This is a genomic window from Dyella koreensis, assembly GCF_044904565.1.
In the GTDB taxonomy this organism is placed as follows: Bacteria; Pseudomonadota; Gammaproteobacteria; order Xanthomonadales; family Rhodanobacteraceae; genus Dyella_D; species Dyella_D koreensis.
The window spans coordinates 159,026-183,977 of record NZ_JADIKD010000010.1 but is presented as its reverse complement, the minus strand read 5'-3'; the positions used below and the strand labels follow the sequence as shown (position 1 = coordinate 183,977).

At 64.0% G+C, this 24,952-nt stretch carries 21 protein-coding genes; 14 read left to right on the top strand and 7 right to left on the bottom strand.

Features of this window, described 5'->3' with window-relative positions:
- Nucleotides 1-33: 33 nt before the first annotated feature.
- A complete protein-coding gene (locus ISS97_RS10505; protein WP_379986744.1) occupies nt 34-798 on the top strand; it encodes a class I SAM-dependent methyltransferase in 765 nt (254 codons plus the stop codon).
- Nucleotides 799-802: 4 nt separating this feature from the next.
- The gene (locus ISS97_RS10500; RefSeq protein ID WP_379986745.1) at nt 803-1,024 is read left to right on the top strand and encodes an oxidoreductase-like domain-containing protein; all 222 of its coding nucleotides are present in this window, start codon (nt 803-805) and stop codon (nt 1,022-1,024) included.
- A 164-nt stretch (nt 1,025-1,188) separates the two neighbouring features.
- Here the strand turns inward: ISS97_RS10500 and ISS97_RS10495 are convergent, their stop codons facing one another.
- Complete coding sequence (locus tag ISS97_RS10495; protein ID WP_379986746.1) at nt 1,189-2,226, bottom strand: HDOD domain-containing protein; 1,038 nt, start codon at nt 2,224-2,226, stop codon at nt 1,189-1,191.
- Between the two features lie 179 nt (nt 2,227-2,405).
- Here ISS97_RS10495 and ISS97_RS10490 point away from each other — a divergent pair, with 179 nt between their 5' ends.
- Complete coding sequence (locus ISS97_RS10490) at nt 2,406-3,401, top strand: LLM class flavin-dependent oxidoreductase (RefSeq protein WP_379986747.1); 996 nt, start codon at nt 2,406-2,408, stop codon at nt 3,399-3,401.
- Nucleotides 3,402-3,854: 453 nt separating this feature from the next.
- Here ISS97_RS10490 and ISS97_RS10485 read toward each other — a convergent pair whose 3' ends face one another.
- On the bottom strand, nt 3,855-4,691 hold the full coding sequence (locus tag ISS97_RS10485) for a DUF72 domain-containing protein (RefSeq protein ID WP_379986896.1): 837 nt from the start codon (nt 4,689-4,691) through the stop codon (nt 3,855-3,857).
- A gap of 159 nt (nt 4,692-4,850) precedes the next feature.
- On the opposite strand from ISS97_RS10485, the gene ISS97_RS10480 reads away from it, so the two are divergent.
- The gene (locus ISS97_RS10480) at nt 4,851-5,834 is read left to right on the top strand and encodes a TolB family protein (protein WP_379986748.1); all 984 of its coding nucleotides are present in this window, start codon (nt 4,851-4,853) and stop codon (nt 5,832-5,834) included.
- Here ISS97_RS10480 and ISS97_RS10475 read toward each other — a convergent pair whose 3' ends face one another.
- Nucleotides 5,835-6,620, bottom strand: a complete 786-nt coding sequence (locus ISS97_RS10475) for a phosphatase PAP2 family protein (protein ID WP_379986749.1) — start codon at nt 6,618-6,620, stop codon at nt 5,835-5,837.
- Between the two features lie 136 nt (nt 6,621-6,756).
- Between ISS97_RS10475 and ISS97_RS10470 the strand changes: the two genes are divergently transcribed.
- From ISS97_RS10470 to ISS97_RS10460, 3 genes are all read left to right on the top strand, one after another.
- On the top strand, nt 6,757-8,424 hold the full coding sequence (locus ISS97_RS10470; protein ID WP_379986750.1) for a serine hydrolase: 1,668 nt from the start codon (nt 6,757-6,759) through the stop codon (nt 8,422-8,424).
- 121 nt (nt 8,425-8,545) lie between these two features.
- A complete protein-coding gene (locus ISS97_RS10465; protein ID WP_379986751.1) occupies nt 8,546-10,210 on the top strand; it encodes an alpha/beta hydrolase in 1,665 nt (554 codons plus the stop codon).
- Nucleotides 10,211-10,403: 193 nt separating this feature from the next.
- Nucleotides 10,404-10,934: a DUF3761 domain-containing protein gene (locus ISS97_RS10460; RefSeq protein ID WP_379986752.1), complete on the top strand. Its 531-nt coding sequence runs from the start codon at nt 10,404-10,406 to the stop codon at nt 10,932-10,934.
- A gap of 91 nt (nt 10,935-11,025) precedes the next feature.
- Here ISS97_RS10460 and ISS97_RS10455 read toward each other — a convergent pair whose 3' ends face one another.
- Complete coding sequence (locus ISS97_RS10455) at nt 11,026-12,954, bottom strand: CocE/NonD family hydrolase (RefSeq protein ID WP_379986753.1); 1,929 nt, start codon at nt 12,952-12,954, stop codon at nt 11,026-11,028.
- Between the two features lie 449 nt (nt 12,955-13,403).
- Complete coding sequence (locus tag ISS97_RS10450; RefSeq protein ID WP_379986754.1) at nt 13,404-13,715, bottom strand: putative quinol monooxygenase; 312 nt, start codon at nt 13,713-13,715, stop codon at nt 13,404-13,406.
- 94 nt (nt 13,716-13,809) lie between these two features.
- Here ISS97_RS10450 and ISS97_RS10445 point away from each other — a divergent pair, with 94 nt between their 5' ends.
- Both ISS97_RS10445 and ISS97_RS10440 read left to right on the top strand, forming a co-directional pair.
- The gene (locus ISS97_RS10445) at nt 13,810-14,166 is read left to right on the top strand and encodes a winged helix-turn-helix transcriptional regulator (RefSeq protein ID WP_379986755.1); all 357 of its coding nucleotides are present in this window, start codon (nt 13,810-13,812) and stop codon (nt 14,164-14,166) included.
- Nucleotides 14,167-14,206: 40 nt separating this feature from the next.
- Entirely contained in the window at nt 14,207-15,091 is an 885-nt protein-coding gene (locus ISS97_RS10440) for an AraC family transcriptional regulator (protein WP_379986756.1), read from the top strand.
- A 190-nt stretch (nt 15,092-15,281) separates the two neighbouring features.
- On the opposite strand, the gene ISS97_RS10435 is transcribed toward ISS97_RS10440, so the two are convergent.
- Nucleotides 15,282-16,097: a helix-turn-helix domain-containing protein gene (locus tag ISS97_RS10435; protein ID WP_379986757.1), complete on the bottom strand. Its 816-nt coding sequence runs from the start codon at nt 16,095-16,097 to the stop codon at nt 15,282-15,284.
- Between the two features lie 24 nt (nt 16,098-16,121).
- Nucleotides 16,122-18,530, bottom strand: a complete 2,409-nt coding sequence (locus tag ISS97_RS10430; RefSeq protein WP_379986758.1) for a DUF3772 domain-containing protein — start codon at nt 18,528-18,530, stop codon at nt 16,122-16,124.
- A 92-nt stretch (nt 18,531-18,622) separates the two neighbouring features.
- Between ISS97_RS10430 and nfi the strand changes: the two genes are divergently transcribed.
- From nfi to ISS97_RS10405, 5 genes are all read left to right on the top strand, one after another.
- Nucleotides 18,623-19,336, top strand: coding sequence for a deoxyribonuclease V (gene nfi, locus ISS97_RS10425; protein ID WP_379986759.1), 714 nt, complete (start codon nt 18,623-18,625; stop codon nt 19,334-19,336).
- Between the two features lie 558 nt (nt 19,337-19,894).
- The gene (locus tag ISS97_RS10420) at nt 19,895-21,742 is read left to right on the top strand and encodes an ABC transporter ATP-binding protein (RefSeq protein ID WP_379986897.1); all 1,848 of its coding nucleotides are present in this window, start codon (nt 19,895-19,897) and stop codon (nt 21,740-21,742) included.
- A 666-nt stretch (nt 21,743-22,408) separates the two neighbouring features.
- Complete coding sequence (gene pilV / locus ISS97_RS10415) at nt 22,409-22,942, top strand: type IV pilus modification protein PilV (protein ID WP_379986760.1); 534 nt, start codon at nt 22,409-22,411, stop codon at nt 22,940-22,942.
- Entirely contained in the window at nt 22,939-24,252 is a 1,314-nt protein-coding gene (locus ISS97_RS10410) for a PilW family protein (protein WP_379986761.1), read from the top strand. The genes pilV and ISS97_RS10410 overlap by 4 nt, the downstream gene beginning before the upstream one ends.
- A 46-nt stretch (nt 24,253-24,298) precedes the next feature.
- Nucleotides 24,299-24,952, top strand: a complete 654-nt coding sequence (locus tag ISS97_RS10405; protein ID WP_379986762.1) for a pilus assembly PilX family protein — start codon at nt 24,299-24,301, stop codon at nt 24,950-24,952.

Here is a 24,952-nt window from a genome sequence, read left to right as displayed (position 1 = left end):
ATGCCGCTCCCATCATCTTCAACGGAGTCCGTCATGCGTACGACCGTTCTTGCTGCGCTGATTGCCTTTGCGCTTCCCGCAGCTGTGCTGGCCCAGTCCTCTGCGCCGAGCGCGCCTTCGTCCTACGTCACTGCCGCGGTCAATGACCCCGCGCGCAAAGACGATGTTGCCAATGATGCGCGGCGCAAGATCGCCGACCTGATGACCTTCTCCGAGGTGAAACCCGGCCAGAAGGTGCTGGAACTGATTCCGGGCAGCGGTTATTTCACGCGCGTGTTCAGTGCCGTCGTGGGGCAGGCCGGCCATGTCTACGTAGTGTGGCCGAATGAATACGCCAAGGAGTCGGAGTCCGACGTGGCCGGCTCGAAGGCATTGGTGGCGCAGCCGCATTACGCCAACGTGAGCGTGCTGACCCAGCCGGCGAACCAGTTGAGCGTGCCGCAGCCGGTGGACGTGGTGTTCACTTCGCAGAATTACCATGACTATCCGGACAAGTTCATGGGCAAGGTGGATCCGGCTGTGCTCAACAAGCAGGTGTTCGCGGCGCTGAAGCCGGGTGGCTTGTATGTGATCGTGGACCACGTCGCCGAAACCGGCTCCGGTCTGCGCGATACGGATACCCTGCATCGCATCGATCCCGCCATCGTGAAGAAGGAAGTGGAGGCGGCGGGCTTCGTGTTCGACGGTGAGAGCAGTGTGCTGCGCAATCCCGCCGATCCGCACAACATCAAAGTGTTCGACAAGTCGATACGCGGACATACCGACCAGTTCGTGTATCGCTTCCGCAAGCCGGGTTGAGGTTTTGCTCGACGAGCACGACGACAAACCGCCGGAGGGCGCATCGGCGCCCTCCGACGATCCGCGGCCGGTACGTCCGGTCGAGCCGGATGCCGGGGATTGTTGCGGCGAGGGCTGCGTGCCCTGCATCTTCGATCTCTACGAAGAAGCGCTGGAGCGCTACAAGGTCGCCCTGACGGCGTGGCTGGCGCGGCATCCGGAAGCGGGACCCGATAGCAACGCGTAGGAGCGCACCCTGTGCGCGAAACGGCCCGCAAGGGCCGCGCTCTTCTGGATTCTCTGTCTTGTCGTGTAGGGCTTTCATTCGGGCCATCCATGGCCCTCACCCTGCGGGCGGCTTCGCCGTGCAAACCGGCAGTCCTGCCGGTTTGTCGCGCACAGGGTGCGCTCCTACACGGCGCTGCGTGTGTGCTCGAACTGGTGTTGCAGATCCTGCTGGCAACGCGCCAGCTGCATCGGCGCGAAGCGTTCCGGCCACGCCTGGCTGAGGTCGGGGCAGCTGTCGATGACGCGGTGATCGCTGAGCAATTGCGCCATCGCCAGTACATGCGCGGCGCGCAGCGTTTTGCCCAGCGGCGATGGCGTGGCGGGCATCTCGGTCTGGGCGAATTCCGTTAGCGCCTGGGTCACGTTCGGTGGCAATTCCCAATGCCTGGCGGCGCGCAAGGTGAGTTGCGCGGCGACCTGGGCGCAACCCTCGAGAAAGTCCGCGCTGAGCATCTCGGGCGCGGCCACTTCTTCCACGTCGAGCAGATGGATCACCGCGCCGGTACCGGTGTTGCACACGATGCCGGCGAGATACGCCTCGAACGGATCGCAGCCGGCGTACTTGCCGAGGAAGGCGCTGGCATGCGCGCAGCGCTCGGCGTGATCCCATAGCCGCTGGCCCGCGACCAGCCCGCGCGCGCCGGCGCTGGCCTGCAGGATCGGTTTCATCATGTGTTGGGTGGCGACGCGTCGCAGCCCATCCTGGCCGAGCAGTACCACAGCATGCTGCAGGCTCTGGATCGAATGCAGGGTGCGGTAGTAGATGCTGCGGCTGACCCGCATCACCTCGCCCACGAGCATGGGATCGCGCCCGACCAGCTTGGCCAGTTCGGCGCCGGCCACGTTGTCGTTCTTCAGTGCGTGCAGCAACTGCGGCAGCACCGCGGGAAGGCGCGGCAGGCTGCGCACATCGAAACGTTCGCTGACGATCTGCAGGCGCCTCAGCAGGGCTGGCTCGCCGGGATGATCCGGTGCGCCGCTTGCCGCATCGGGCAGGCCGAGCATGAAGCGCTGATAGCGCTCGGCCAGCTGCGCCAACGGGAGCTCGACGGCGCCGGCCGACGGTGTGGCTGGCACATCCGGCTGGCTGCGCAAGGTGATGCGCGGACGCCGCTCCGGCGTGGGCCGGGTAGCGAAGACGCGTCGCCATAGCCAATTCATTGGTGTGTCGCCCCCATGGCCGCGCGGACACGGCCTCCCCGACGGGGTTATCGGCATGACCCGGGGGAAATGTAGGGCGACCCGCTGGCGGCATCGCCGATCTGCGAAGCGCAGCATGTCCGGACTGGGAATCGCGGCGCCTGCCCCCAGATGAAAGGGCTTGTTACCGAGGACGTCCCATGATTCCGTTTTCTGTACTCGATCTCGCGCCGGTTACCCAGGGCAGCACGCCGACCCAGGCGTTCGCCAACAGTCTCGACCTGGCGCGTCTGGCCGAGCGCCTGGGCTATACGCGCTACTGGCTGGCCGAGCACCACAACATGCCGGGCATCGCCAGCGCGGCCACGGCGGTGCTGATTGGTCACATCGCTGGCGGCACGTCGACCATCCGCGTCGGTGCGGGCGGCATCATGCTGCCAAACCATGCGCCGCTGCAGGTAGCCGAGCAGTTCGGGACGTTGGCCTCACTGTATCCCGGCCGCATCGACCTCGGCCTGGGCCGCGCGCCCGGCACAGACCAAGCCACCGCGCGCGCTTTGCGGCGCTACTACGAAAGTGCCGAAACCTTCCCCGATGACGTGCTCGAATTGCTTGCCTACTTCGAGCCCGCAGCACCGGGGCAGCCCGTGCGCGCTGTGCCGGGTGCCGGCATCGACGTGCCGGTGTGGTTGCTGGGTTCCAGCCTGTTCAGTGCGCGTTTGTCAGCGGCGCTTGGGTTGCCGTTCGCGTTCGCTTCGCACTTTGCGCCGGATGCGATGGATGAGGCCGTTGCGCTATACCGTCGCGATTTCAAACCGTCGGCTCGCCTGTCCGCACCGTACGCGATGCTGGGTGTGAATGTGGTGACCGCGGAAAGCGACCGCGAGGCGAAGCGCTTGTTCACTACGCAGCAGCAGAGCTTCATCAATCTGCGGCGTGGTCAGCCGGGGTTGATACCGCCGCCCATCGACGATATCGAGAGCTATTGGACGCCTACTGAGAAGTTTGGTGTGGAGCGTGCGCTGGCTTGTGCGGTGGTGGGGGATGTCGACACGGTGCGTGATGGGTTGGCTGTGTTTATCGAGCGTCATCGTCCGGATGAGTTGATGGTTACGGCGAATGTGTTTGATCACGAGGCGCGGAAGAGGTCGTTTGAGTTGGTGGGGAGGGTGCGTGAGGCGCTAGTTGGCGCGTGACGCTTTTTCTCCCTCTCCTTTGGGAGAGGGGGCGACGATTGAGCCATTCCCGCCTACTTCGTCATCCCTGCGTAGGCAGGGATCCAGTGGCGTTGTCGCCTTGATGTTCGCGTTGTCGCGACCGGGTCCGCCTGCGGCGGGGTTTCGAACCGCTGCCGCGGTCCGAGTTACTTTTCTCTGCTTGCCCAGAGAAAAGTAACCAAAAGAGAGGGCACCCCTCTTACGCGCCCTCCGGCTTCGCCTGCAGGTCCGTGAGGGTTGGCCGGGCTTTTCGACACGACATCCATGTCGTGTCGAAAAGGCGCAGGCATCCGTGCCTGCGCCCCCTTCGGGGCCTTTTCGTCCAACCCTCACCGCTCCACAGGGGAACGGTTACGGGCTCGCTTCGCATCGCCCTTTAGAGCAATAGGCTCTCTCACTTTGGTGAGTGGATGCATTGCGGATACGAAGAGCTCAGGCTTTCGCATCCACTTTCTGTTGCAACGCCATTGCGGCTGCCGGATTCCGGTGCTTCGCTGCGCTGATGAAAAACACAAAGACATCGCGCGCCACGTCTGGCGTATGCGGCGCGGCCACATGCGGTAGCTCTGCCACATCCTCGCCGGCTGACCAGCGCTGCGCGCGGTCTGCCCATTGATCAAGCGCGCTGGCTGTGTAGCCGGTGGCGACGCTGTCTTCGCTGCGCATCAGGCGCGCGTAACTGAAGTCGCCGGTGAAGTCGGCGAGTGATGGATAGTCGGGCGAGTCGGTGAATACGGTTGGCACGGCATGCGGCCGTACCAGGTTCACGTAGCTGTCGCTGAGAAAGCTTGGGTGGCGTACTTCCAGGACATGGCGCAGTGGTTGTCCGTTCAATTCGCGCGGAAGCAGGTCGAGAAATGCGGCGAGGTCGTCGGCGTCGAAGGGACGTGATGGCGGTAGCTGCCACAGGATGGGTCCCAGGCGGTCGCCCATTTCTGCGAGACCGCCGTGGACGAAACCGTTGATGCCTTTGCCGGTGGTCGACAGCCGCTTGCCTTCGGTGACATAGCGTGGCGCCTTCAGGGAGAACACGAAGCCGGGTGGTGTTTCCGCGGCCCAGCGTGCGTAGGTTTCGGCTTTCTGTGCGCCGTAATAGGTGCCGTTGATTTCGATCGCGCCCAGGTGTTGGCTGGCGTATTCCAGTTCGCGGCGTTGCGGCAATCCGTCGGGGTAGAAGTTCTTGCGCCATGGCGCGTAGTTCCAGCCGCCGATGCCCACGTGGATGCGCGAGGCGGCGGGGCGATCCGCGGTGGCGAACAGGTCATCGATGGGCATGGCGGGCGAGCGATGGAGGGTGGGGCGCCATGATGCCACGCGTATTGGAGTGCGCACGGTAGCTCGTGACTTCAGGCACGCGCCGCGCCCTGGTGGAAGGCGTATCCAGTCGCATCCTTTCTGCCGTTCCACCACTACTACGGGGTTGGGCTCATGAAGCTGCTTGCATGCACGTCGCTGGTGCTGTTCCTGTCGGTCGCTGCCCCTGCTGAAGCGGATGTGTCTTCACCGCTTGTACCGGAGGTGTTTGCGCCGGGCGTTATTTCGGGGCCGGCCAATGAAGATTCGGTGGCTTTCGCGCCGGATGGCAAGACGGTTTTCTTCGATCGCATCAGCGGGTCGAATGCGGTGATTCTGGAATCGCACAAGAAGGGTGATACGTGGTCTACGCCGCGGCTCGCTCCGTTCTCGGGACAGTGGCAGGATCACGACCCGGCGATGGCGCCCGATGGTTCGTTCCTCGTGTTCACTTCGAACCGTCCGGATGCATCCGATGGCAAGCCACTCGCGGCGATGATGGCCAACGGCAAGGTGTATCCGGATTTTGGTGGTCATCTGTGGCGGGTCGACCGCAAGGGCGATGGCTGGGGTGAGCCGGTGCGCTTGCCCGATGCGGTCAACGACAGCACGCGTACCTATGCTCCCAGCGTCGCCAGCGATGGCAGCGTGTATTTTCAGCGTCCCGGCGAGGACGGCGACTTCCGTCTGTATCGCTCACAGTATCGCGATGGCACGTATCTGGCGCCGGTGCTGGTCGCGCTGGGTGATGCCTCCGGTCACAAGCTGGATCCTGCTGTGGCACCGGATGAATCCTTCATCGTGTTCGACGCAAATGACGCGAACAAGAGTGGTCCGGATCGCTTGTACATTGCTTTCCGCGAAGGCGAGGGCTGGGGCAAGCCGATCGATCTCGGCGACACCGTCAACGTCGGCGATCCGTGGGGTGCGCATCTGGGGCCGGATCACCGGACGCTCTACTTCAGCAGCCATCGCGCGACGCGGGTGAGTTATCCGCGTACGCGCGAGCAGGCCGAACGCGATCTGGCGCGCATGCAGGCGTGGGACAACGGGGGCGAGAACATCTGGTCGGTCTCGCTGGCGCCGTGGCTCGACGCGCACCGCGCCTCGGCGCATTGATCAGCGTGCGGTGCGCAGGCGCAGCCACTCGGCGATGCTGATGCATAGCAGTAGCCACACCAGGCCAAAGGCATAACCGGCGACGACATCGCTGAGATAGTGCACTTGCAGCAGCACGCGGCTGATGCCGATCAGGCCGACCAGCAGCACGGCGGTGAATATCACCGTGCGGTGCCAGCGCGTGGGCAGCAGTCGCAACAGCACATAGGCCAGCATGCCGTAGAACACCATCGAACCCAGTGCGTGTCCGCTGGGGAAGCTCCAACCGGACTCGGTGACAAAGCCGTGGTTGTGCAAGGGGCGCGGGCGTTCGATCAATGCCTTGATACCACTGGTGAGCGGCATGATGCCAAGCTGGGCAAAGGCCCATACACCGGCCAGCGCCCATTCCCCGCGCAGTAGCAGGTAGAGCAATACCAGGGTGGCTGCGGTGGCAACCCATGGCGTGCCGCCGAGCTGGGTGAGCATGGCGATGATCTGCAATGCCAGCGGCGGCATATGCATGCGCAGCTGCTCAGCCAGCGCAGCGTCGAAGTTCGCCACGTTCCCCGGGCTGCCGGTGCCAACGGCGAATGCGATGCCGCCGAACAGGAGCAGCATGAGCGTGGCCAGTGCGATCCCGGTTTGCCAGCGCATCACGCCGCGCTGCCGGCGTCCAGCAAGCGCGGCGACCCGCAGTCTCGCGCTGCGCCGCCAGGCCAGGTCGCCGGTCAGCAGGGCCAACAGCAACAGTGCCGCCCATAGGGCGAGTGCGTGCGCCGCGATCCAGTCCGTCGTTAGTGCCATCGTGTTTCCGCAGGGTATTGCCAGCCAGGCATGATCGTTGCCCGCTGGCCGCGCGTCGAGCCTTGTGACTTCCAGCGCTGGCATTGGCCCGGCTTTGCCACGATAGTTGGGCGCTTTCAAACCGGTGGAGCCGAAGATGTCCCAGCGAGTCCTGTCCCCGCGTCTGGCAGGTTGTGCGGCCTTGTTCGTGTTTGCTTCGACGGCATGGGCACAGCCGCCGATAGCGCCGGGCGCCGCTGCGCCGGAGATGGCCGTCACCGCCAAAGCCGATGCGCTGCCGCCGCAGTTGCAGGATTTCCAGGCCTATGTGGACAGCGCGCGCAAGCAGTTCGACGTGCCGGGCATCGCGGTGGCCATCGTCAAGGACGGCAAGGTGGTGATGGAGCAGGGCTTCGGCCTGCGCGAGCAGGGCAAGCCGCAGCCGGTGGATGCGCGCACGCTGTTCGCCATCGCTTCCAACACCAAGGCCTTCACGGCCGCCGCGCTGCAGATGCTGGCGGAGCAGGGCAAGCTGAAGATGGACGATCGCGTGATTGATCATCTGCCCTGGTTCCAGATGTCCGATCCCTACGTGACGCGCGAGATGCGCATACGCGACCTGCTTGCGCACCGCAGCGGTCTGGGTCTGGGTGCGGGTGATCTGCTGTATTGGCCGCCGACTTCCTACACCACCAAGGAAGTAGTGCAGCGCCTGCGTGAAGTGCCGCTCGCGACGAGCTTCCGCAGTGCCTATGCCTACGACAACATCCTGTTCGCGGTGGCGACGCTGGTGATCGAGCAGGTGTCGGGCCAGAGCTACGCCGACTTCATTCGCAACAACATCTTCAAGCCGGTAGGCATGGATGAGTCGCTGGTCGATATGACCTACCTCAAGCCCGGCATGGATACGGCTATCGGCCACGCCAAATTCAACTTCAAGGAATTGAAGCCGGTGCCGCCAATGGCCTGGAGTAACAACCCCGGTGCGGGCGGCATCTACGCCAGCGTGCATGATCTGGCCAAATGGATGAATGTGCAGCTCGCCGGCGGCCGCCTGCCGAATGCCGACGGCAAGGAGCGCCGCCTGTTCAAGGAGGAGAGCCAGAAGCAGATGTGGTCGATGCTCACGCCGATGAAGATCGGCGAGCCGCCGGTGCCCGAGCTCGCGGCGGCGAAGCCGAACTTTGCGGGTTACGGCGAAGGCTGGTTCCTCTCCGATTACCGCGGCCAGCGCATGGTGTGGCACACCGGCGGCTGGCCGGGCATGGTATCGCGCCTCACGCTGGTGCCTGAGCTGAAGCTCGGCGTGGTGGTACTGACCAACCAGGAATCCGGCGCCGCTTTCAACGCGGTGACGTATCGCGTGCTCGATGCGTATCTGGGCAAGGACAAGACCGATTGGGTGGCCGCTTACGCCGCCGCGGTGAAGAAGTCCGAAGGCAAGGCCGACGACAGCTGGAAGAAGCACGAGGCCGAACGCGACAAGAACAGCAAGCCGTCGCTGCCGCTGGCCAAGTACGCCGGCAGCTATCGCGACCCATGGTATGGCGACGTGGTGGTCAGCCAGGAAGGCGGCAAGATGCGCCTGCGCTTCTCCAAGACCGCGCAGCTGGTTGGCACCATGGAGCCGTGGCAGCACGACACCTTCATCGTGCGTTGGGACGATCGTTCCTTGAATGCCGATGCCTTCGTCACCTTCTCGCTCGATGCCGACAGTGCGATCCGCGAAGTGCGCATGCAGCCGATCTCGCCGCTGACCGATTTCAGTTTCGACTTCCAGGATCTGCGCCTGACACCTGTAAAGGTCGATACCAAAGAAGGTTGATCTAACGCAGACATGCCATCGGGTAAAACGCCCGATGGCAGCGGCGGCGGGCCCCAAGGAGTGGGGGTGGGGCCAGCGTCAATCGCCGATGCGACCGGTTCTATGGCTGGGGGAGACTGTCATGCTTCGTCGTCGTCCTGTTGTCGCTTTGTGCCTGAGCCTTGCCTTGTTGTGCGGCGCGGCGCTGGCGCGTACCGATGTGCCGCGCGCGCATCATTTTTTCCGTGTGACCCTGGATAGTGCGGAGACCGCGCCGGTGTCCGGCCGCCTGCTGCTGTTCGTGATCGACGCCAAGACTGCCAAGGCGCAGACCAAGGACGGCAAGGTCGACGCGGTCGACGTCGATCCGCTGAATCCCGGGCAGACCCTGGTTGCCGCGCGTGAAGTCGATCGGCTGGCGCCCGGCGAATCGATCGATGTGGATGCGGATGCGCAGGCGTTTCCCACCGGCATCGCGCAGCTGGTGCCCGGTGATTACCTGGTGCAGGCCGTGCTCGATGTTGATCACAGCTACAACTACACCGGCCGCGGCGCGGGCGATGTGATCAGCGACGTGGTGCCGATGCGTTTGCCTGAGGCGATCATGCCCAAGTTGTCGCTGGCCAAGACCGTGCCGGAGAAAGATGCGTGGACGCTGCCGCCTTCGGCGCCGCAGGCCATGCGCGATGCGATGCCGGCGGCGCAGCAGCGTGCCGAGGCGATCGATTTCGTCAGTCCTTCGCTATCCGCATTCTGGGGCCGGCCGATCCATATGCGCGGCCTGGTGCTGGTGCCGCCGGGTTACGATCCGAAAGGCAAGCAGCATTACCCGGTGGTGTATTACACCCACGGTTTCGGCGGCGGCCTTGCGCGCTTCGCCGGTCCGGTGACCACCGCTTACGCGGCGATGGAGAAGGGCGAAATGCCGCCGATGATCTGGGTCTTTCTCGACCAGTCCAGTCCCACTGGCACGCATGAATTCGCCGACTCGGTGAATAACGGTCCCTGGGGCAAGGCGCTTACCGAAGAGCTGATTCCGCATCTGGAATCGCACTACCACATGGATGGCAAGGCGCGCGGGCGCTTCCTCAACGGCCACTCCTCCGGCGGTTGGGCCACGCTGTGGTTGCAGACGCGCTATCCGAAAGTGTTCGGCGGTACCTGGTCGACTTCGCCGGATCCCAGCGATTTCCACGACTTCACCGGTATCGATCTGTATGCGCCGAAGGCCAACGCGTACCGCGAGCCGGACGGTTCGGCGTATCCGCTGATTCGCGACAAGGGCAAAGTGCTCGCCACCTTCCAGCAGTTCGCGCAGCTTGAGCGGGTGCTCGGCGGCTACGGCGGCCAGCTCGCTTCGTTCGAGTGGGTGTTCTCGCCGCGCGGCAAGGATGGACGTCCGCAGCCGATGTTCGATCGCGATAGCGGCGACATCGATCCTGCTGTGGTGACGTACTGGAGCGATCACTACGACATCGCCAAGCGCCTGCAGGCGGACTGGCCCAAGTTGAAGCCCGACCTCGACGGCAAGATCCACGTGATCGTGGGCACCGCCGATACGTTTTATCTGGATGGTTCCGCGCACCGGCTGAAGGATGCGCTGGACGGGCTGCATGCGAAAGCGGAAGTCCGCTTCATTCCCGACAAGACCCACTTCGACCTGTATGCGGAAGGCGACGACCGTTCCGCGTTGCTCAAGCAGATCACCCGGGAGATGTACGCCGTGGCGCGGCCACCGGCCGAGCCGTCCAAGCCCTCCAAGGCAAAGCATCCCAAGAGTGGCCATAAGGTCGCGGCCGCTCCGTAAAAGCTTGCGAAACAGCCGCATGGATGATGAATGCGCCTTGCGATGCGGCATGGCGCTTTCATGGTTTTGATGCATAGTCGCCGCCGCAGGTGCCGCGCAAGCACACCTGGGTGCATCGTCGCAGCGAACGACCGCTAGGCGGTTCCGGCGGGCGGCGATCAACGGAAGTTATTCGCGCTGGAGGGAGTCAAAAATGAAATCGTACGGTTTGATCGCAATCATGGCGGCCTGTCTGTTGGCCGGGCCTGCAGCGTTCGCTCAGCAAGCGTCGGCACCGGCGGGTTCCACGGGCCAGTGCAAGGACGGCAGCTATACCGACCACGCCACCAAGAAGGGTGCATGCTCGGGTCATAAGGGTGTGAAGGAGTGGTACACCGCCGCCGCGGCTGCCGCTGCTGCTCCGGCCGCCGCGCCGGCTGCCACCCCGGCCGCACCTGCCGCCGTCGCGCCGAAGGCCGCGCCAGCCGCAGCACCTGCTGCTGCACCTGCCGCGGCTCCGACTGCCGCCGCCGCGCCCGCTGCGAAGAAGGGCATGCCGGAGCCGGCGGCCACGGCCGCGCCGGGTGGTGGTCCGGGCATGGTCTGGGTCAACACCAGCAGCAAGGTCTACCACTGCCAGAACGACAAGTGGTACGGCAAGACCAAGAAGGGCGAGTACATGAGCGAAGCCGATGCCACCGCCAAGGGTTTCCATGGCGAACACGGCAAGAAGTGCTCGCCGTAAACGCGCTGACTGATCGCGTCGCAAACGACGCGTCGTAAAAAGAAAAGGGCTGGCGTTTTCGCCAGCCCTTTTTTGTTTTCAGGCAGAAGGATTACTTGCCGCCAGACACCACCGGCAGGCTGATGAAACTTGCCGTGCCCGGTGTATGCCATACACGCTGTGTCGCCTTCTTATAGTCGCTGGCTTTGGCGTCGAAGATGTTCGGTACATAGGTCTGCGGGTTGCGGTCGTACAGCGGGAACAGGCTGGACTGCACCTGCACCATGATGCGATGGCCCGGCTTGAACACGTGGTTGGTGGTGGGCAGGCCGAAGCTGTAGAGCAGCGGCTGATCCGACGCGATCGCCTGCGGGTGTTCGAAGCTGGTGCGGTAGCGGCCGCGGAAAATATCCAGCGACACCGCCAGCTCATAACCGCCCATGGACGGATTCGAGGCGACCGTGTCGGGATACACGTCGATCAGCTTCACCACCCAGTCGCTGTCGGTACCGCTGGTGGATGCATACAGATTCACCTGCGGCGCGCCGCCGATATGCAGCGGCTCCTTCAGCGGTTCGCTGACATAGGTGAGCACATCGGGACGGCCGTCGACGAAGCGCTGGTCATTCACCAGCCAACGCGTCCACGCATCGTGGTCCGCGAAGTGCACCGGGCGCGGCTGGTACGGCACTGGCTTGGCGGGATCGGAAACGTACTCGTCGAACTTCGCGGCCGCATCGCCGGGGGCGGTGAACGACAGTGCGCCATCCGTGCCGAGATACAAGGCCTTCGGCTTGCTTGCGCAGCCCTTGTCGCAACTCAGTGGCCACGACTTGTAGTGGTCCCAGCGGTTCTCGCCGGTGTTGTAGATCAGCACCGGTGGCGTGTTGGCCTTGGGCGCGCCGTCCACCAGGTATTGGTCGAAGAACGGCTTGAGCACATCGCGGCGGAACTGCAGCGCGGTGTCGCCATCCCATTGCAGCGGGCCGAGCGAGCTGCCGTCGTAGTTCACCTGGCTGTGGCGCCATGGGCCCATCACCAGGTAATTCTTGTCGTTGCCCTTGTCCTTCGGCTCGGTCGCTTCGTAGCTGTGGATCGCGCCCCACATGTCCTCCTGGTCCCACAGGCCCTGCAGCCACATGGTGGGCACCTTCAGCGGCTGCTGCGCCATGACCTTGTCCAGTGCCTGACCCTGCCAGAACGCGTCGTAAGACGGATGCTCGTCCAGCTTCTTCCAGAACGGCAATTGGTCGAAGCCGTTGGCGCGTGCGTAGTCACCGGCGGAACCGGCGGCGAGGAAGTTGCTGTAATCGTCGAAGCCGACGCGCGGCGCGCCTTCGCCCTTGCCCTTCTGCGCCGTCTGGCCGCGGATGTAGTCGAAGTTGGTCTGGCGGTAGGCGCCGTAGTGGAACCAGTCGTCGCCCATCCAGCCATCCACCATCGGGCTTTCCGGCGCGGCCACCTTCAGCGCGGGATGCGGATTGACCAGCGCCATCACCACGGTGAAGCCCTCGTACGAAGAGCCGAGCATGCCGACCCTGCCGTTCGATTCGGGCAGGTTCTTCACCAGCCAGTCGATGGTGTCGTAGGCATCGGTGGAGTGGTCGACTTCGCTGGAATTCAGTGGGCCGCGCAGCGGACGCGTCATCACGTACTCGCCTTCGGAGCCGTACTTGCCGCGCACGTCCTGGAATACGCGGATATAGCCGCCGCGCACGAACACCTCGTCACCCTGCGGCAACTGCGCCAGCATGCTGGGCGACTCCGTGCGAGCGGCGCGGCCGCTGGCGTTGTACGGCGTGCGGGTGAGCAGGATCGGCGCATGCTTCGCACCCTTTGGAATCACGATCACCGTGTGCAGCTTCACGCCGTCGCGCATCGGGATCATCACGTCGCGCTTGATGTAGTCGCTGCTCTCGGTAGGTGCCGTGAACTTGGCGGGGATATCCGGCGTGAGCGGCGCGGTCTGCGCCTGGGCGAAGCTGGCGCCAATGGCAGCGGCGAGTACGGCGGCAACGAGCAGGGGACGGCGGACGGGCATGGAACCTCCGGGCAGGCGGGCCGCCGGTGGTCCATCAGGGCGGCAGGGTGGGAAAGGGCTGCGTCATTGCAAGCGTTCGACTTTAAGGGAGCTGGCCGGGGGTTCCCACCATGACTTTCTGCCTATGGGGTGTGTTTCTCCCTTTCCTCTCTGGGGGAGAGGGGGGCGACTCCGCTTCCTACTTCGTCATTCCGGCGAAGGCCGGAGGCGCTTCACAACAGCGAAGCTGGTCATCCAGTGGCGTTATCGCCCGGTTGCCGCGTTATCGCGACCGGGCTCGCCTGCCGCGGGCTTCCGAACCGCTGCCGCGGTCCGGGTCACTTTCTCTTTGCTGGCCCAACCCCCCGAGGGGGCCTAGAGAGAAAGTAACCAAAGAGAAATGGCCTGAAGAGCAGGCGGTGTGCTTCGTAGCCGCGCCTTTTCCAGTGTCAGGCGTCGGGTTGGCGCGTTCAATTGGCCGTGCCGCCAACCACCCCAGTCAGCTCGTAGTGCCGCATTTCCTCGATCTGCGGCACGTAGGGGCGGATGGCGGCCAGGAATGGGGGAAAGTGCTCGCTGCGGCGGAAGCCCTGCAGGTGATCCTCGGCGGAGGTCCAGCGGATGCGTAGTACGTATACGCCGGGCTCCTCGGCGCAGCGGCTCAGTTCGTAGCCGAGGCAGAAGGGGCTGGCCGCCAGGCTGGCGGCGGCGCGCGCATAATCGCGCTCGAAGGTGGCACCGTCGGCCGCAGGCAATTTGTAACGGATGTATTCCACGATCATGCAGCGTCTCCGCGAGGCACGTTGTAGGGTCGGAGGGCATCATGGCGTGAAGCGGTGGCATGCGATACGCACCGTCCGGTAACTGGGGGCTGCGATGATCCAGGATGAAGCGACAACCTATGTATGTCCGGTCGAGCTGGCGCTGCAGGCGATCGCGGGCAAGTGGAAGCCGGCGATCCTTTGGGAGCTGACCGCCGGCGCACGGCGTTTCAGCGAGTTGCAATCGGCATTGCCCGGTATCGCGCACAAGGTGCTCAGCCAGCAACTGGCGCAGTTGCAGCGCGACGGCATGGTGATGCGCAGCGAGCCGGCGAGCGATGCGCCGCCAGGCTATATGTTGACCTTGCTGGGTGGCACGCTGCGTCCGTCGCTCGATGCGCTGGCGCAGTGGGGTAAGGCGCATGGCGAACGGGTCAGCGCGAATGCGCAAGAAATGAACCGTCATCGCTGACGACGCGCGGCAGACTGCTTGCGAGCCAGGGAGCCACGCTATGAAAAACCGCACTCGCAACGATTATCTGCAACGTATCGACCGTGTCATTGCCTTGCTGGAGCAGACGGTCAACGAGGGTGATGATTTGCCTGATCCCGCCCGACTGGCGGAGGTGGCGCATCTGTCGCCGTTCCATTTCCATCGCGTATATCGCGCGCTGACCGGCGAGACACTGGGCAACACCGTGCTGCGTTTGCGCCTGTTGCGCGCGTTGCGACTGCTTGCCGATCCAGCGCAGTCGGTGACCGAGGCGGCGTTGGCGGTGGGCTATGAAACACCGCAGGCGTTCGCGCGTGCATTCCGCCAGGCGTTTGATGCAACGCCTACAGAGTGGCGCGGGCAGCAGGAGCAACTGGACGAAGCTATCGAGCGTATGAGCCGCGCGCCTGCCGACAGCACGCGGGCACCGGCACTGCTGCAAGTGGAAGTGGTTTCGGTAGAACCGTTCCGGGTGGTCGCGGTGCGTCATCGCGGTAACTACGATGATCTGGGCGAGGCTTATGCCGGTCTGTTCGAATGGGCCGTTGAGCAGGGCGTGATCGAACAATTCATCGGCATCTACGGTGTGCCGGTGAGCGACCAGCGCGACACTCCGCCGGACGCGTGTGAGTTCGATTGTGCGCTGGCGTTCGATCGCGATGTTGCGCCAGGTGAAGGCATGCAGGTGCTGCCCTTGGGGGGCGGGCGCTGGGCGCGTCATCGCCATGTGGGTGCCTATCTGGGCACCGGTCTGGACGAGGCGACCGATGCGCTGCTGGCGCAATGGCTGCCGGCCAGCGGGTATCGACTGCGTGATGCGCCGGTGTTTCATCACTACCTGGATGATCCGGAACAGACGCCCGAAGCCATGTTGCGCACGGATATCTACGTGCCTCTTTCTTAGAGCTGGTTCAAATTCTCTGCGCTGAAAGATTGGGGCACTGGGTGTTCTTTGTGGTCGCGACAATCGTTGGGTTATCGCGACCTGGCCGCTTACGCAGCGGGCGTTCCGAACCGCTGCGTAAGCGGCCAGGCCGAAACAGCCCAACCTGGAGAGCGCATACCAGGAGCGCCTGCCCCTCCCAATTGCTCAATCAATCCAGCGGCAGGTGATTCACAAAGGGCCCGCGCGCTGCCATGAATGCCATCGGCGTCATCCCGGCGAACTCGCGGAACTCGTGCGCCAGATGCGCTTGGTCGCTATAGCCGTTGTCGGCGGCTACGCGACTCCAGTCGACCGAGTCGACGCGATGCGCTTCCTCCACCACCATGCGGAAACGCAACAGTCGCGCATAGCGCTTCGGACCCATGCCGATCTGGCGGCGAAACAGACGGCCGAAGCGGTATTCGGAGAGGCCGATGTCGCGCACCAGTGCGCCGATACGCGCGACGCGTGGTTCGCGATGCAGCACGGACAGGGCATGGCCTATCGCCGGGTCCAGTTGCGGCTGGTAGATGCGTTCCCGCAGCCAGCGCTCCAGCACACTGAGCCGCTGCACGGGGTCGGCCGTATGCAGCAGGTGCTCGCGCAGCTGGCGCGCGCTGCCGCCGAACATATCCTCCAGGCCGATATCGCGTTCGATCAGCACGCCGTGATCCTCGCCGGTCAGCGCATGCGCACCACCGGGGCGGAACACCACACCCATCACACGCACCTGTTCGGCGGTATCGATGATCTGGCTACGCAAGCAGGGGCCGCCGATCACGGCGGCCGGCGAGCGCGTGCAGATACGCGTGGCGTCGTCGCGATAGACGCGGGTTTCGTCTTCGTGAAGGTTGATGATCAGCGCGGCGCCCGGCGTGGGCAGCACGCGTTCCAGATGATGCGCGGCCGGCGGCATGTCCCAGTCCCACAGACGCTCGACGAGGGCATTGAGCGGTGGAGCGGGCAGGGTGGTGTGATATCCCATCGGCGGGTTCCGGTGCTGACCGTGTCAGGTTTTCGGCGGCATCGGGGCGTCGGTCGACGCGGGTATGGTGCGCACGATCATGTCCTGCGGCGTGGACAGCGGCAGATCGGCCTTGCGCAGCTGGCCGAGGATCTCGAACAGCAGATCGCTCTTGACGTTGCTGACATCGCGCGGATTGCCGATATAGGCGGTGCACAGGAAGGTCATCGAACCGCCGTCGAGGTTGTCCAGCTGCACATTGGGCGAAGGCGTTTCCAGCGTGGTGGGATGCGCCTTCAGCGCGTCGAAGATGATTTTCCGCGTCTTCGCGGCGTCGGTGCTCAGCGGCATCGGCAGGCGGATCTGTACGCGCCCCAGCGCACCCGCCTGGGTCACGTTGCGCACGTTCTGGGTGATCAGCTGCGAGTTGGGCACGATCATGATGGAGCGATCGCTTTGCTGGATCTCAGTGGCGCGCACATTGATACGCTTGATGTCGCCCTCGGCGCCGCTGAGGCTCACCCAGTCGCCCACCTTCACCGGACGTTCGGCGAGCAGAATCAGGCCGGAAATGAAGTTCTGCACGATCGCCTGCAGGCCGAAACCGATACCGACGGTCAAGGCGCTGGCCACCCAGGTGATGCTCTGCAGATCCACCTTCAGCGCAGCCAGCACCAGCACGAACACCAGCACGCTGCCGACATAGCCGAGCAGGGTGACGATGGACATCTGCATGCCCGGTTCCAGCGAGGTCTTGGGCAACAGCTCGTGGCCCAGCCAGCGTTTGATCAGGCGCATCACCAGCGTGCCGACCAGCAGCACCAGCAAAGCCGTAAGGATGTTGCCCGGCACGATGGGCAGGGTGCCGATGGAGCGCACCGCAAACAGTTGGCCGCCGCGCGAAAGTAACTCTTCCGGACCGGCACCATAGGGCGCAAGCAGCAACGGCAGGGCCACCAGCAACAGGAAAGCGCGCGACAGGCCCGACAGCACCACGGCGGCCTGCTCCAGTCGCGCCGGCGTCACGCCGAAGGCTTCCTGGATGCGGTTGCCTGAGCGCGAGTCCGGCGAGAACAGGGTGGCGAACAAATCGTTGACCAGATGCATCAACAGATACAGCGACGCCACGACGAAACCGCCGCGCACCATCTGCCGCGCCACGAAGAAGGCGAACGCGATATAGCCGGTGAGCAGGCCAAGCAGCGAGAGCGTCACGCCGACGAAAGCCGCCGCCACCAGCAGGCCGACCCACAAGGGGCGCTTGGCCGGCGCTTCGCCGGAAGCGATCAGCGCGCGCCGCGCGCGGCCCATGCGGATCAGTGCCGCCGCGACCAGCGAGGCGATCAGCAGGCTGAGCAAGCCGTTGACCGCCACCGTCGCGCTGAGGCTGGCGCCGATATGGTGAGTAACCCGCTCGGCCACGCCGAGCAACACCGTGCACCAGGCCAGCAGCCACGGGAACGGATGCAGGCGGCGCGCCAGATCGTCGGTGATCGCCGGCATGCGCCATGACGGCCGTCCGGCACTCAGCAAGGCACGGCCGAGTCCGGCCATGCACGATGTCACTACTGCCAATCGCACCAGCCCGAGCGCGAAGTCGCGCAGCTCGTCGTCCAGCGTGCTGTTCCAGTCGATGCCGAGATAGACCAGATAGGCGGCGACGCTATAGGTGAGCGTGGTACCCAGCGTGATGAACAGCGCCAGCGCGCTGCGGCGCAGATGCCCCGACGGCATGCGATTGGTGGTGACTTGCACCAGCACGCGTTCCAGTTGCCGCCGCCCCAGCGCGAGCAGCGCAATGGCGGCGATCAGGCAAAGCACCAGCGGTGCACGGTTGGGGGATTGCCAGGCCTGGCGCAACGCACCGAGCGCATCCGCGCCGAGCAGCTTCAATCCCGCCTGGTCGTCGGGCACGCTGCGCGACAGCGAACTCCAGAACGTACCGCTCAGCGGCGACGCAGTGCGCTGGCTGATCTGCGCGTCGAACAGGTCACGGCGCAGGCCGGCGATCTGCGTGATCAGTTGCTGGGCTTCCAGGCTGAGCGTCTGCGCCTGCTTGGTCTGCGCATCCAGGTCGGCCTTGGCCTTGTTGAGCTGCTTGCGCTGGGCGACCACTTCGGCGGCTTCCGGCGGCGCGCTCTTGTCAGGCGCAGGGCCGAGTACGTCGAGCTTGGCTTTCAGCGCGTCCGCCTGTGGCGCAAAGCTGGCGCTGAGCTGGTCGGCCTGCTGCTGCAGTGCCTGCACCTTGCCGCGCAGATCCACCAGCCCGCCATCGTTGAGCTTGTCGGTTTCGGTGAGCGCCTGCTTGATCTGGTCAAGCTGGCTGTTCAACTGATCCACAGTGACTGGCGCCGGCTGCGGCGGCACCGTGCTGGAGCTGTCCTGGGCCAGCGAGGGGGCGCTGCAGCCGATGGCCAGCAGCAGGATCAGCAGGAAGCGAAGCGCGGTAGACATGGCCGGCATCATCCGGGCGCATCCGTGCAGGGTCAATCAAAACTGTCGCGGCTTTGACGGCCTGTTCAGACGCGGGGTTGCAGCCTTGGACGATGGACTGGAAAAGCGTGATCGAGTCCGCTCCCGTCTGGAGCGGCAATGTGGCGAAGGCGCGTGCCGTGCAGAGCGAGCTGGCTGCATGTGTGAGTCTGGTGGACGACTATCCGCCGCTGCGCGTGATTGCCGGTGTCGATGTGGGCTTCGAGGACAACGGCACTATCACCCGAGCCGCCGCCGTGCTGCTGGATGCCAGCACGCTGGTGCCGATTGCGCAGGTAGTGGCACGCCTGCCCACCTGCATGCCGTACATCCCCGGCCTGCTGTCGTTCCGCGAGCTGCCCGCGGTGTTGCAGGCGCTGTCCGAGTTGCCGCAGGTGCCGGATATGGTGTTCGTGGACGGGCAGGGCATTGCGCATCCGCGCGGGCTGGGTATCGCGGCGCATCTTGGCGTTATCACCGGGCTGCCGGCGATTGGTGTCGCGAAGACGATTCTGGTCGGTAGTCATGGCGCCGTCGGCGAACGGCGCGGGGATCGTGCGGAGCTGGTGTATCAGGGACGGGTGATCGGCACGGTGTTACGCAGCAAGGATCGGGTGAAGCCGCTGATTGTGTCGCCGGGGTATCGGGTGAGTGTGGCGGGGGCGGCGGAGCTGGTGTTGGCTGGGTGTACGCGGTATCGGTTGCCGGAGGCTACGCGGTGGGCGGATCGGGTGGCGTCGCGGCGTGGTGGTTCTTCTCCGTCGCTCTTCGGGAGGGAGACGGAGTGAGGGATTGGTCCTTGCGATGCTGCCCCTACTTTGTCATCCCTGCGTAGGCAGGGATCCAGTGGCGTTGTCGCTTGGTTGTCGTGTTGTTGCTCACTGGTTCGCCTGCGGCGGGTTTCGTCCTCCTGCCGGAGGCCGAGTTACTTTTCTTTGCTTGCCCAAAGAAAAGTAACCAAAAGAAAAGGCACCCTCTTGCGCGCCCTCCGGCTTCGCCTACGGGGCCGTGAGGGTTGGCCGGGCTTTTCGACACGACATCCCTGTCGTGTCGAAAAGGCGCAGGCGTCCTGCCTGCGCCCCCTTCGGGGCCTGATCGTCCAACCCTCACCGCTCCACAGGGGACCCGTTACGGGCTCGCTTCGCATCGCCTTTCAAAGAAAAAAAGAAGAGCAGCTCCCTCTCCCCTTCGGAGAGAGGGTTGGGGTGAGGGGTGGGTGCTCGGGATGGCGTTGTTACTTCGCTGCTTCAGCTCTTGTATCCCTCCGCTTCGACCTCAACTTTTCTCTTCCTCGACATCTATTTCAGGCACCATGCCGTTCCTGGCATGGCTGGAGCGCCGCGATGATTTTCCGTTGGTTTGAATCGCTCATCGATGCTTTCAAGGAGCCGGTGGATGGGATGCCACCGCAGTCGGTGTGGCGTTTTTACGTGTTTTATCTGCGCCAGGTGTGGCCGGTGTTTGCGGCGGCGATCGTGGTGGGTTTTGGCGTGGCGATTGTCGAGGTGTCGCTGTTCGGGTTTATCGGCAGCATTGTCGATATGGCGAAGGGGGCGCCGGCGGCGGATTTCTTCCAGAAGCATGGGAATGAATTGCTGTGGATGGGGTTTGTCGCGTTGATTGCGCGGCCGGTGTTGATCGGGCTGCATGATCTGTTGGTGAATCAGGCGATCGTGCCGAATCTCACCAGCCGTATCCGCTGGCAGAACCACCGTTATGTGATCCGCCAGAGTCTGGGGTTTTTCCAGAACGATTACGCGGGGCGCATTGCCAATCGCATCATGCAGACGGGCGGTTCGTTGCGTGAGTCGGCGGTGCAGATCGTGGATGCGATCTGGTACGTCACCATCTATACCGGCAGCGCTATCGTGATGTTCGCCAAGGCGGATTTCTGGCTGGCCGCACCGCTGGTGGTGTGGCTGGCGGCGTATGTCGCCACGCTGGCGTTTTTTGTGCCGCGCACCAAGGAGCGTTCCTGGCGACAGTCGGAGGCGCGTTCGCGGTTGATGGGGCGCATCGTCGACGGGTATAGCAACATCCTCACGCTCAAGCTGTTTGCGCATACACGGCGCGAGGAGGCTTACGTGGCTGACGCGATGGGTGAGCAGATCAAGCGCATGCGTGCGATGACGCGGCTGACCACGGCGATGGATGCCACCATCACCACGCTCAACGGTTTCCTGATCGTGGGTACTTCGGCGCTGGCGATCTGGTTGTGGAGCCAGGGCAAGGTAACGGTGGGCGCGATCGCTCTGAGTACCGGGCTGGTGATCCGCATCAACAATATGTCTGGCTGGATCATGTGGGTGGTCAACGGCATCTTCGAGAATGTCGGCACGGTGCAGGACGGCATGGAGACCATCTCGCGTCCGCGCACGGTGCAGGACAGCGAGGGCGCGATGCCGCTCGAAGTCACCAATGGCGCCGTGCGTTTCGACGACATCCATTTCCACTACGGCAAGGAAGGTGGGGTAATCGCTGGCCTGGAGCTGGCTGTGCGTGCGGGCGAGAAGATCGGCCTGGTCGGTCCTTCCGGCGCGGGCAAGTCGACCCTGGTGAATGTGCTGCTGCGCCTATATGACCTGGAAGGTGGCCGCATCCTGATCGACGGTCAGGACATCGCGCACGTTACGCAGGAAAGCCTGCGTTCGCAGATTGGCGTGGTGACGCAGGATACGTCGCTGCTGCATCGCTCGATCCGTGACAACCTGCTTTACGGTCGTCCGGATGCCAGCGAAGCGCAGATTCTCGAAGCGGTGCGCAAGGCACGCGCGGATGAATTCATTCCGGAACTGGTCGATGGCGAGGGGCGCCATGGCTATGACGCGCACGTCGGCGAGCGCGGCGTGAAACTTAGCGGTGGCCAGCGTCAGCGCATCGCCATTGCGCGCGTGCTTCTGAAGGATGCGCCGATTCTGGTGTTGGACGAGGCGACGTCGGCGCTGGATTCAGAGGCTGAGGCCGCGATCCAGGACAGTTTGGAGCTGTTGATGCGCGGCAAGACGGTGATCGCGATTGCGCATCGGCTTTCCACCATTGCGCGGATGGATCGGCTGGTGGTGATGGATAAGGGGCATGTGGTGGAGACGGGGACGCATGCGGAGTTGATTGCGCATGGGGGGTTGTATGCGCGGTTGTGGCGGAGGCAGACGGGTGGGTTTGTGGCGGCGGAGGATGATACGGTCGTCGCCTGATTTTTCTCTCTCTTCCTTATTGAGCTGATTCGACTGAGCTGATTCGCCTCTTGCGACTCGCCTTCCTACCTCGTCATCCCTGCGTAGGCAGGGATCCAGTAGTGGTGCGCTCGGTTTTCGCGTTATCGCGACCGGGTTCGCCTGCGGCGGGCTTCCGCCTCGCTGCCGCGAGTCGGGTCACTTTTCTTTGCTTGCCCAAAGAAAAGTAACCAAAAGAAAAGGCACCCCTCTTACGCGCCCTCCGGCTACGCCTACGGGTCCGTGAGGGCTGGCCGGGCTTTTCGACACGACATCCCTGTCGTGTCGAAAAGGCGCAGGCGTCCTGCCTGCGCCCCCTTCGGGGCCTGATCGTCCAACCCTCACCGCTCCACAGGGGACCCGGGTACGGGCTCGCTTCGCATCGCCTTTTGGAGCAACGGCGGTCTTTTCCCCTCAGGGGGAGAGTTGGGTTAACTGGTAGTCTGGTGTCGCAAATAGTTGCGCTACCTTTCTGCCGGCCGCCGCCTCCGGCTGTCGGTCCATGCCGCCAAATCTTGTGATTTACCGCATGTTTTCCCTGTCCGGGCTGCCCGCTCGTCAGGTTTTTGCTACCGCCTGTCTCACTAATGCTTGTCGTAATAATTTACGATTGTAGGGTTGGCGAAAGCTTTACAGGGGAGACAGGGGATGCGTGTCGGGTCGCGGCAGCGAGGGGTCTCGCTGATTGAGGTGTTGATGGCGGTGCTGATTTTCAGCATCGGTCTGATCGGGCTGGCCGGGTTGATGGTGATGGCGGCGCGGTCGAATCAGGCGGCGTATCTGCGTACGCAGGTGACGTTTCTGGCGGGGAGCATGGCGGATCGCATGCGCGCCAATCCGGTGGCGGTGTGGAACGGGGCTTACAACGACATCAATTATCCGGTGGCTACGGCGAAGAGCTGTGATGCCGATACGGCGTGTACGCCAGCGGAAGTGGCGGCGCGCGACAAGTTTGAGTGGAGCACGCTGCTGAGTGCGGCGGTGCCGGACCCCAAGGCGACCATTCAGTGCACTGGTCGCGATGCGGTGGGTTATGCGCTGACGGATGACCACATCAATATGCGTCCGCCTTATGGCGGCAATTGTGTGTTGCGTATCCGGTGGCAGGAGCGCAAGGCGGGCGACAAGGGTACCAACAGCGAGACAGCGCCACAGACGTTTGCCTGGGAGTTTCAGCCATGAAGGCCGTTCGCATGTTTCGCGCCGGCCAGGCCGGCCTGACCCTGATCGAATTGATGGTGGCGATGGTGCTGGGGCTGATTGTGGCGGCCGGGGTCATCACGGTGTTTCTCACCACGTCCAGCCACAACCGCGTGCAGACACAACTGGCGCATCTACAGGAGGATGGCCGTTTCGCCATCACGCGGCTGGTGTCGGACCTGCGCATGGCGAACGGGCAGTACTGCAGCAATTCCGGTGGTGTGAACAACGAGGGTGGCGGCATTTATCTGTCGCAACTGCGTGCACCAATGGTGCAGGCCGACAATCTGTTGGGCGCTTTGCATGACGTCAGCACGCCCTGGGGCGCGGATCCTTATCCGGCCAAGCCGAGCGAGCCGTACAGCTTTCCGTCGTTCCTTTCGATGCGCGGCTATCAGTGCGGCAAGACCTCATGCACGCCGACGGTGCCTGATGGCTTGCCGTCGATCGGCAAGAATAAGGGTGACCGCGTGGCCGGCTCTGGCGTGTTGACGCTGCGCTATCTCGACTCGTCGGGCGGCTGGGCGTTGGGCGGTACCAGCACGATGGTGCCGAATGGCGACGGTACGGTGCATCACATCGCGATCAGTCCGGCGACGGGTGAGCCGGCGATCGACAATGACCACTACAAGCCCGGTGATCTGATGATGCTGGCCGACTGCTCGAACGGTCAGATCTTCGCGGCCAATCTGCAGGACACCAATCAGTTCTACCCGGACGCCATCGACACCGGTAACAACTTGGCGATGCCGGTGGCGCAGCAGCCGCTATCTGCACCGCGCCTGTTCAATTTCACCCGCGACTTCAAGACGGTCACGTATTTCCTGCGCGTGGTCGATCTCGGCGACGGTCGCACCACTGGTGCGCTGGTGCGTCGGGTCAATGGCGAGAACAGCGAAATCGTGCGTGGCGTGGAGCGGCTGGATTTCCTCTACGGCGTGGAAGATGCCAGCGGTGCCACGCGTTTCCTCACCGCCGATCAGGTCGACGACCGCGCCGCCGGCACCATCGCCTGTCCGCCGCCGGCACCGAATCCGCTCGGTGACAACTACGGCTGTCTGTGGCGCGCGGTGAAAAGCATCGAGGTTCATCTGCTGATGAACGGCCAGCAGATCAACGGCGTGCTGACCGGCAACGAGATGCGCTACGCCTACAGCATCGACGGCAATACCTCGCCGCAGTTGCCGGACGACGCGAGCAGGGCGGTGAAGCCGGCCGATCAAGGTTTCGACAACCGCATGCTGCGGCGCGAATTCAACGCGCTGGTCTCGGTACGCAATTACAACCCCTGAGGCGGGCGCCTTGCGCGCTCCCGTCCGTTAGCAAGTGGAGTTTCCGATGTCGAAGTCGCATGGCATGCGCGTGTCCCATCGCTCACGGCAACAGCGTGGCGTGGTGCTGGTGGTGGCGCTGATTTTTCTATTGCTGCTGACTATCCTGGCGATCAGTGCTTCCGGCCATTCGCTGTTGCAGGAGCGCATGGCCGGCGGCCTGCGCAATGCGCAGCAGGCCGAGCTGGCCGCCGAGACCGCGTTGCGTGGCGCCGAATGGCGTTTGTGGAAAGCGGGCAGCGATGGTTCGGTCAATTGCGGTACCACCGTGATTACCGATTGCTACGTACACGATCCGGCCAGCCCGATCACCACCGTGGTGGCGTTCCGCACCAAGACCGGCTGGGTGACCGAGGGCGCCACCGAGTACAAGGGCAACAGCGGCAGCTACGACTACACCACGCTGTCGAGCAGCACGCTCAAGGCGGAAGAGCGCAAGGTCGCGGTGCTGGCGAAGAACCCGCACTACATCATCGAAGACCTCGGCCCCGAACTGCCGCCCGGCACCGGCCCCAGCCACGAATCAGGCGTGACCAGCAGCACCGGTACCGGCCCGTCCAATACAGGGCGCCACGTTTATCGCATCACCGCGCGCGCCACCGGTGGCAACGAGAACACGGTGCGCATGGTGGAAAGCACCTTTGCCGCCAAAGGCAATTGA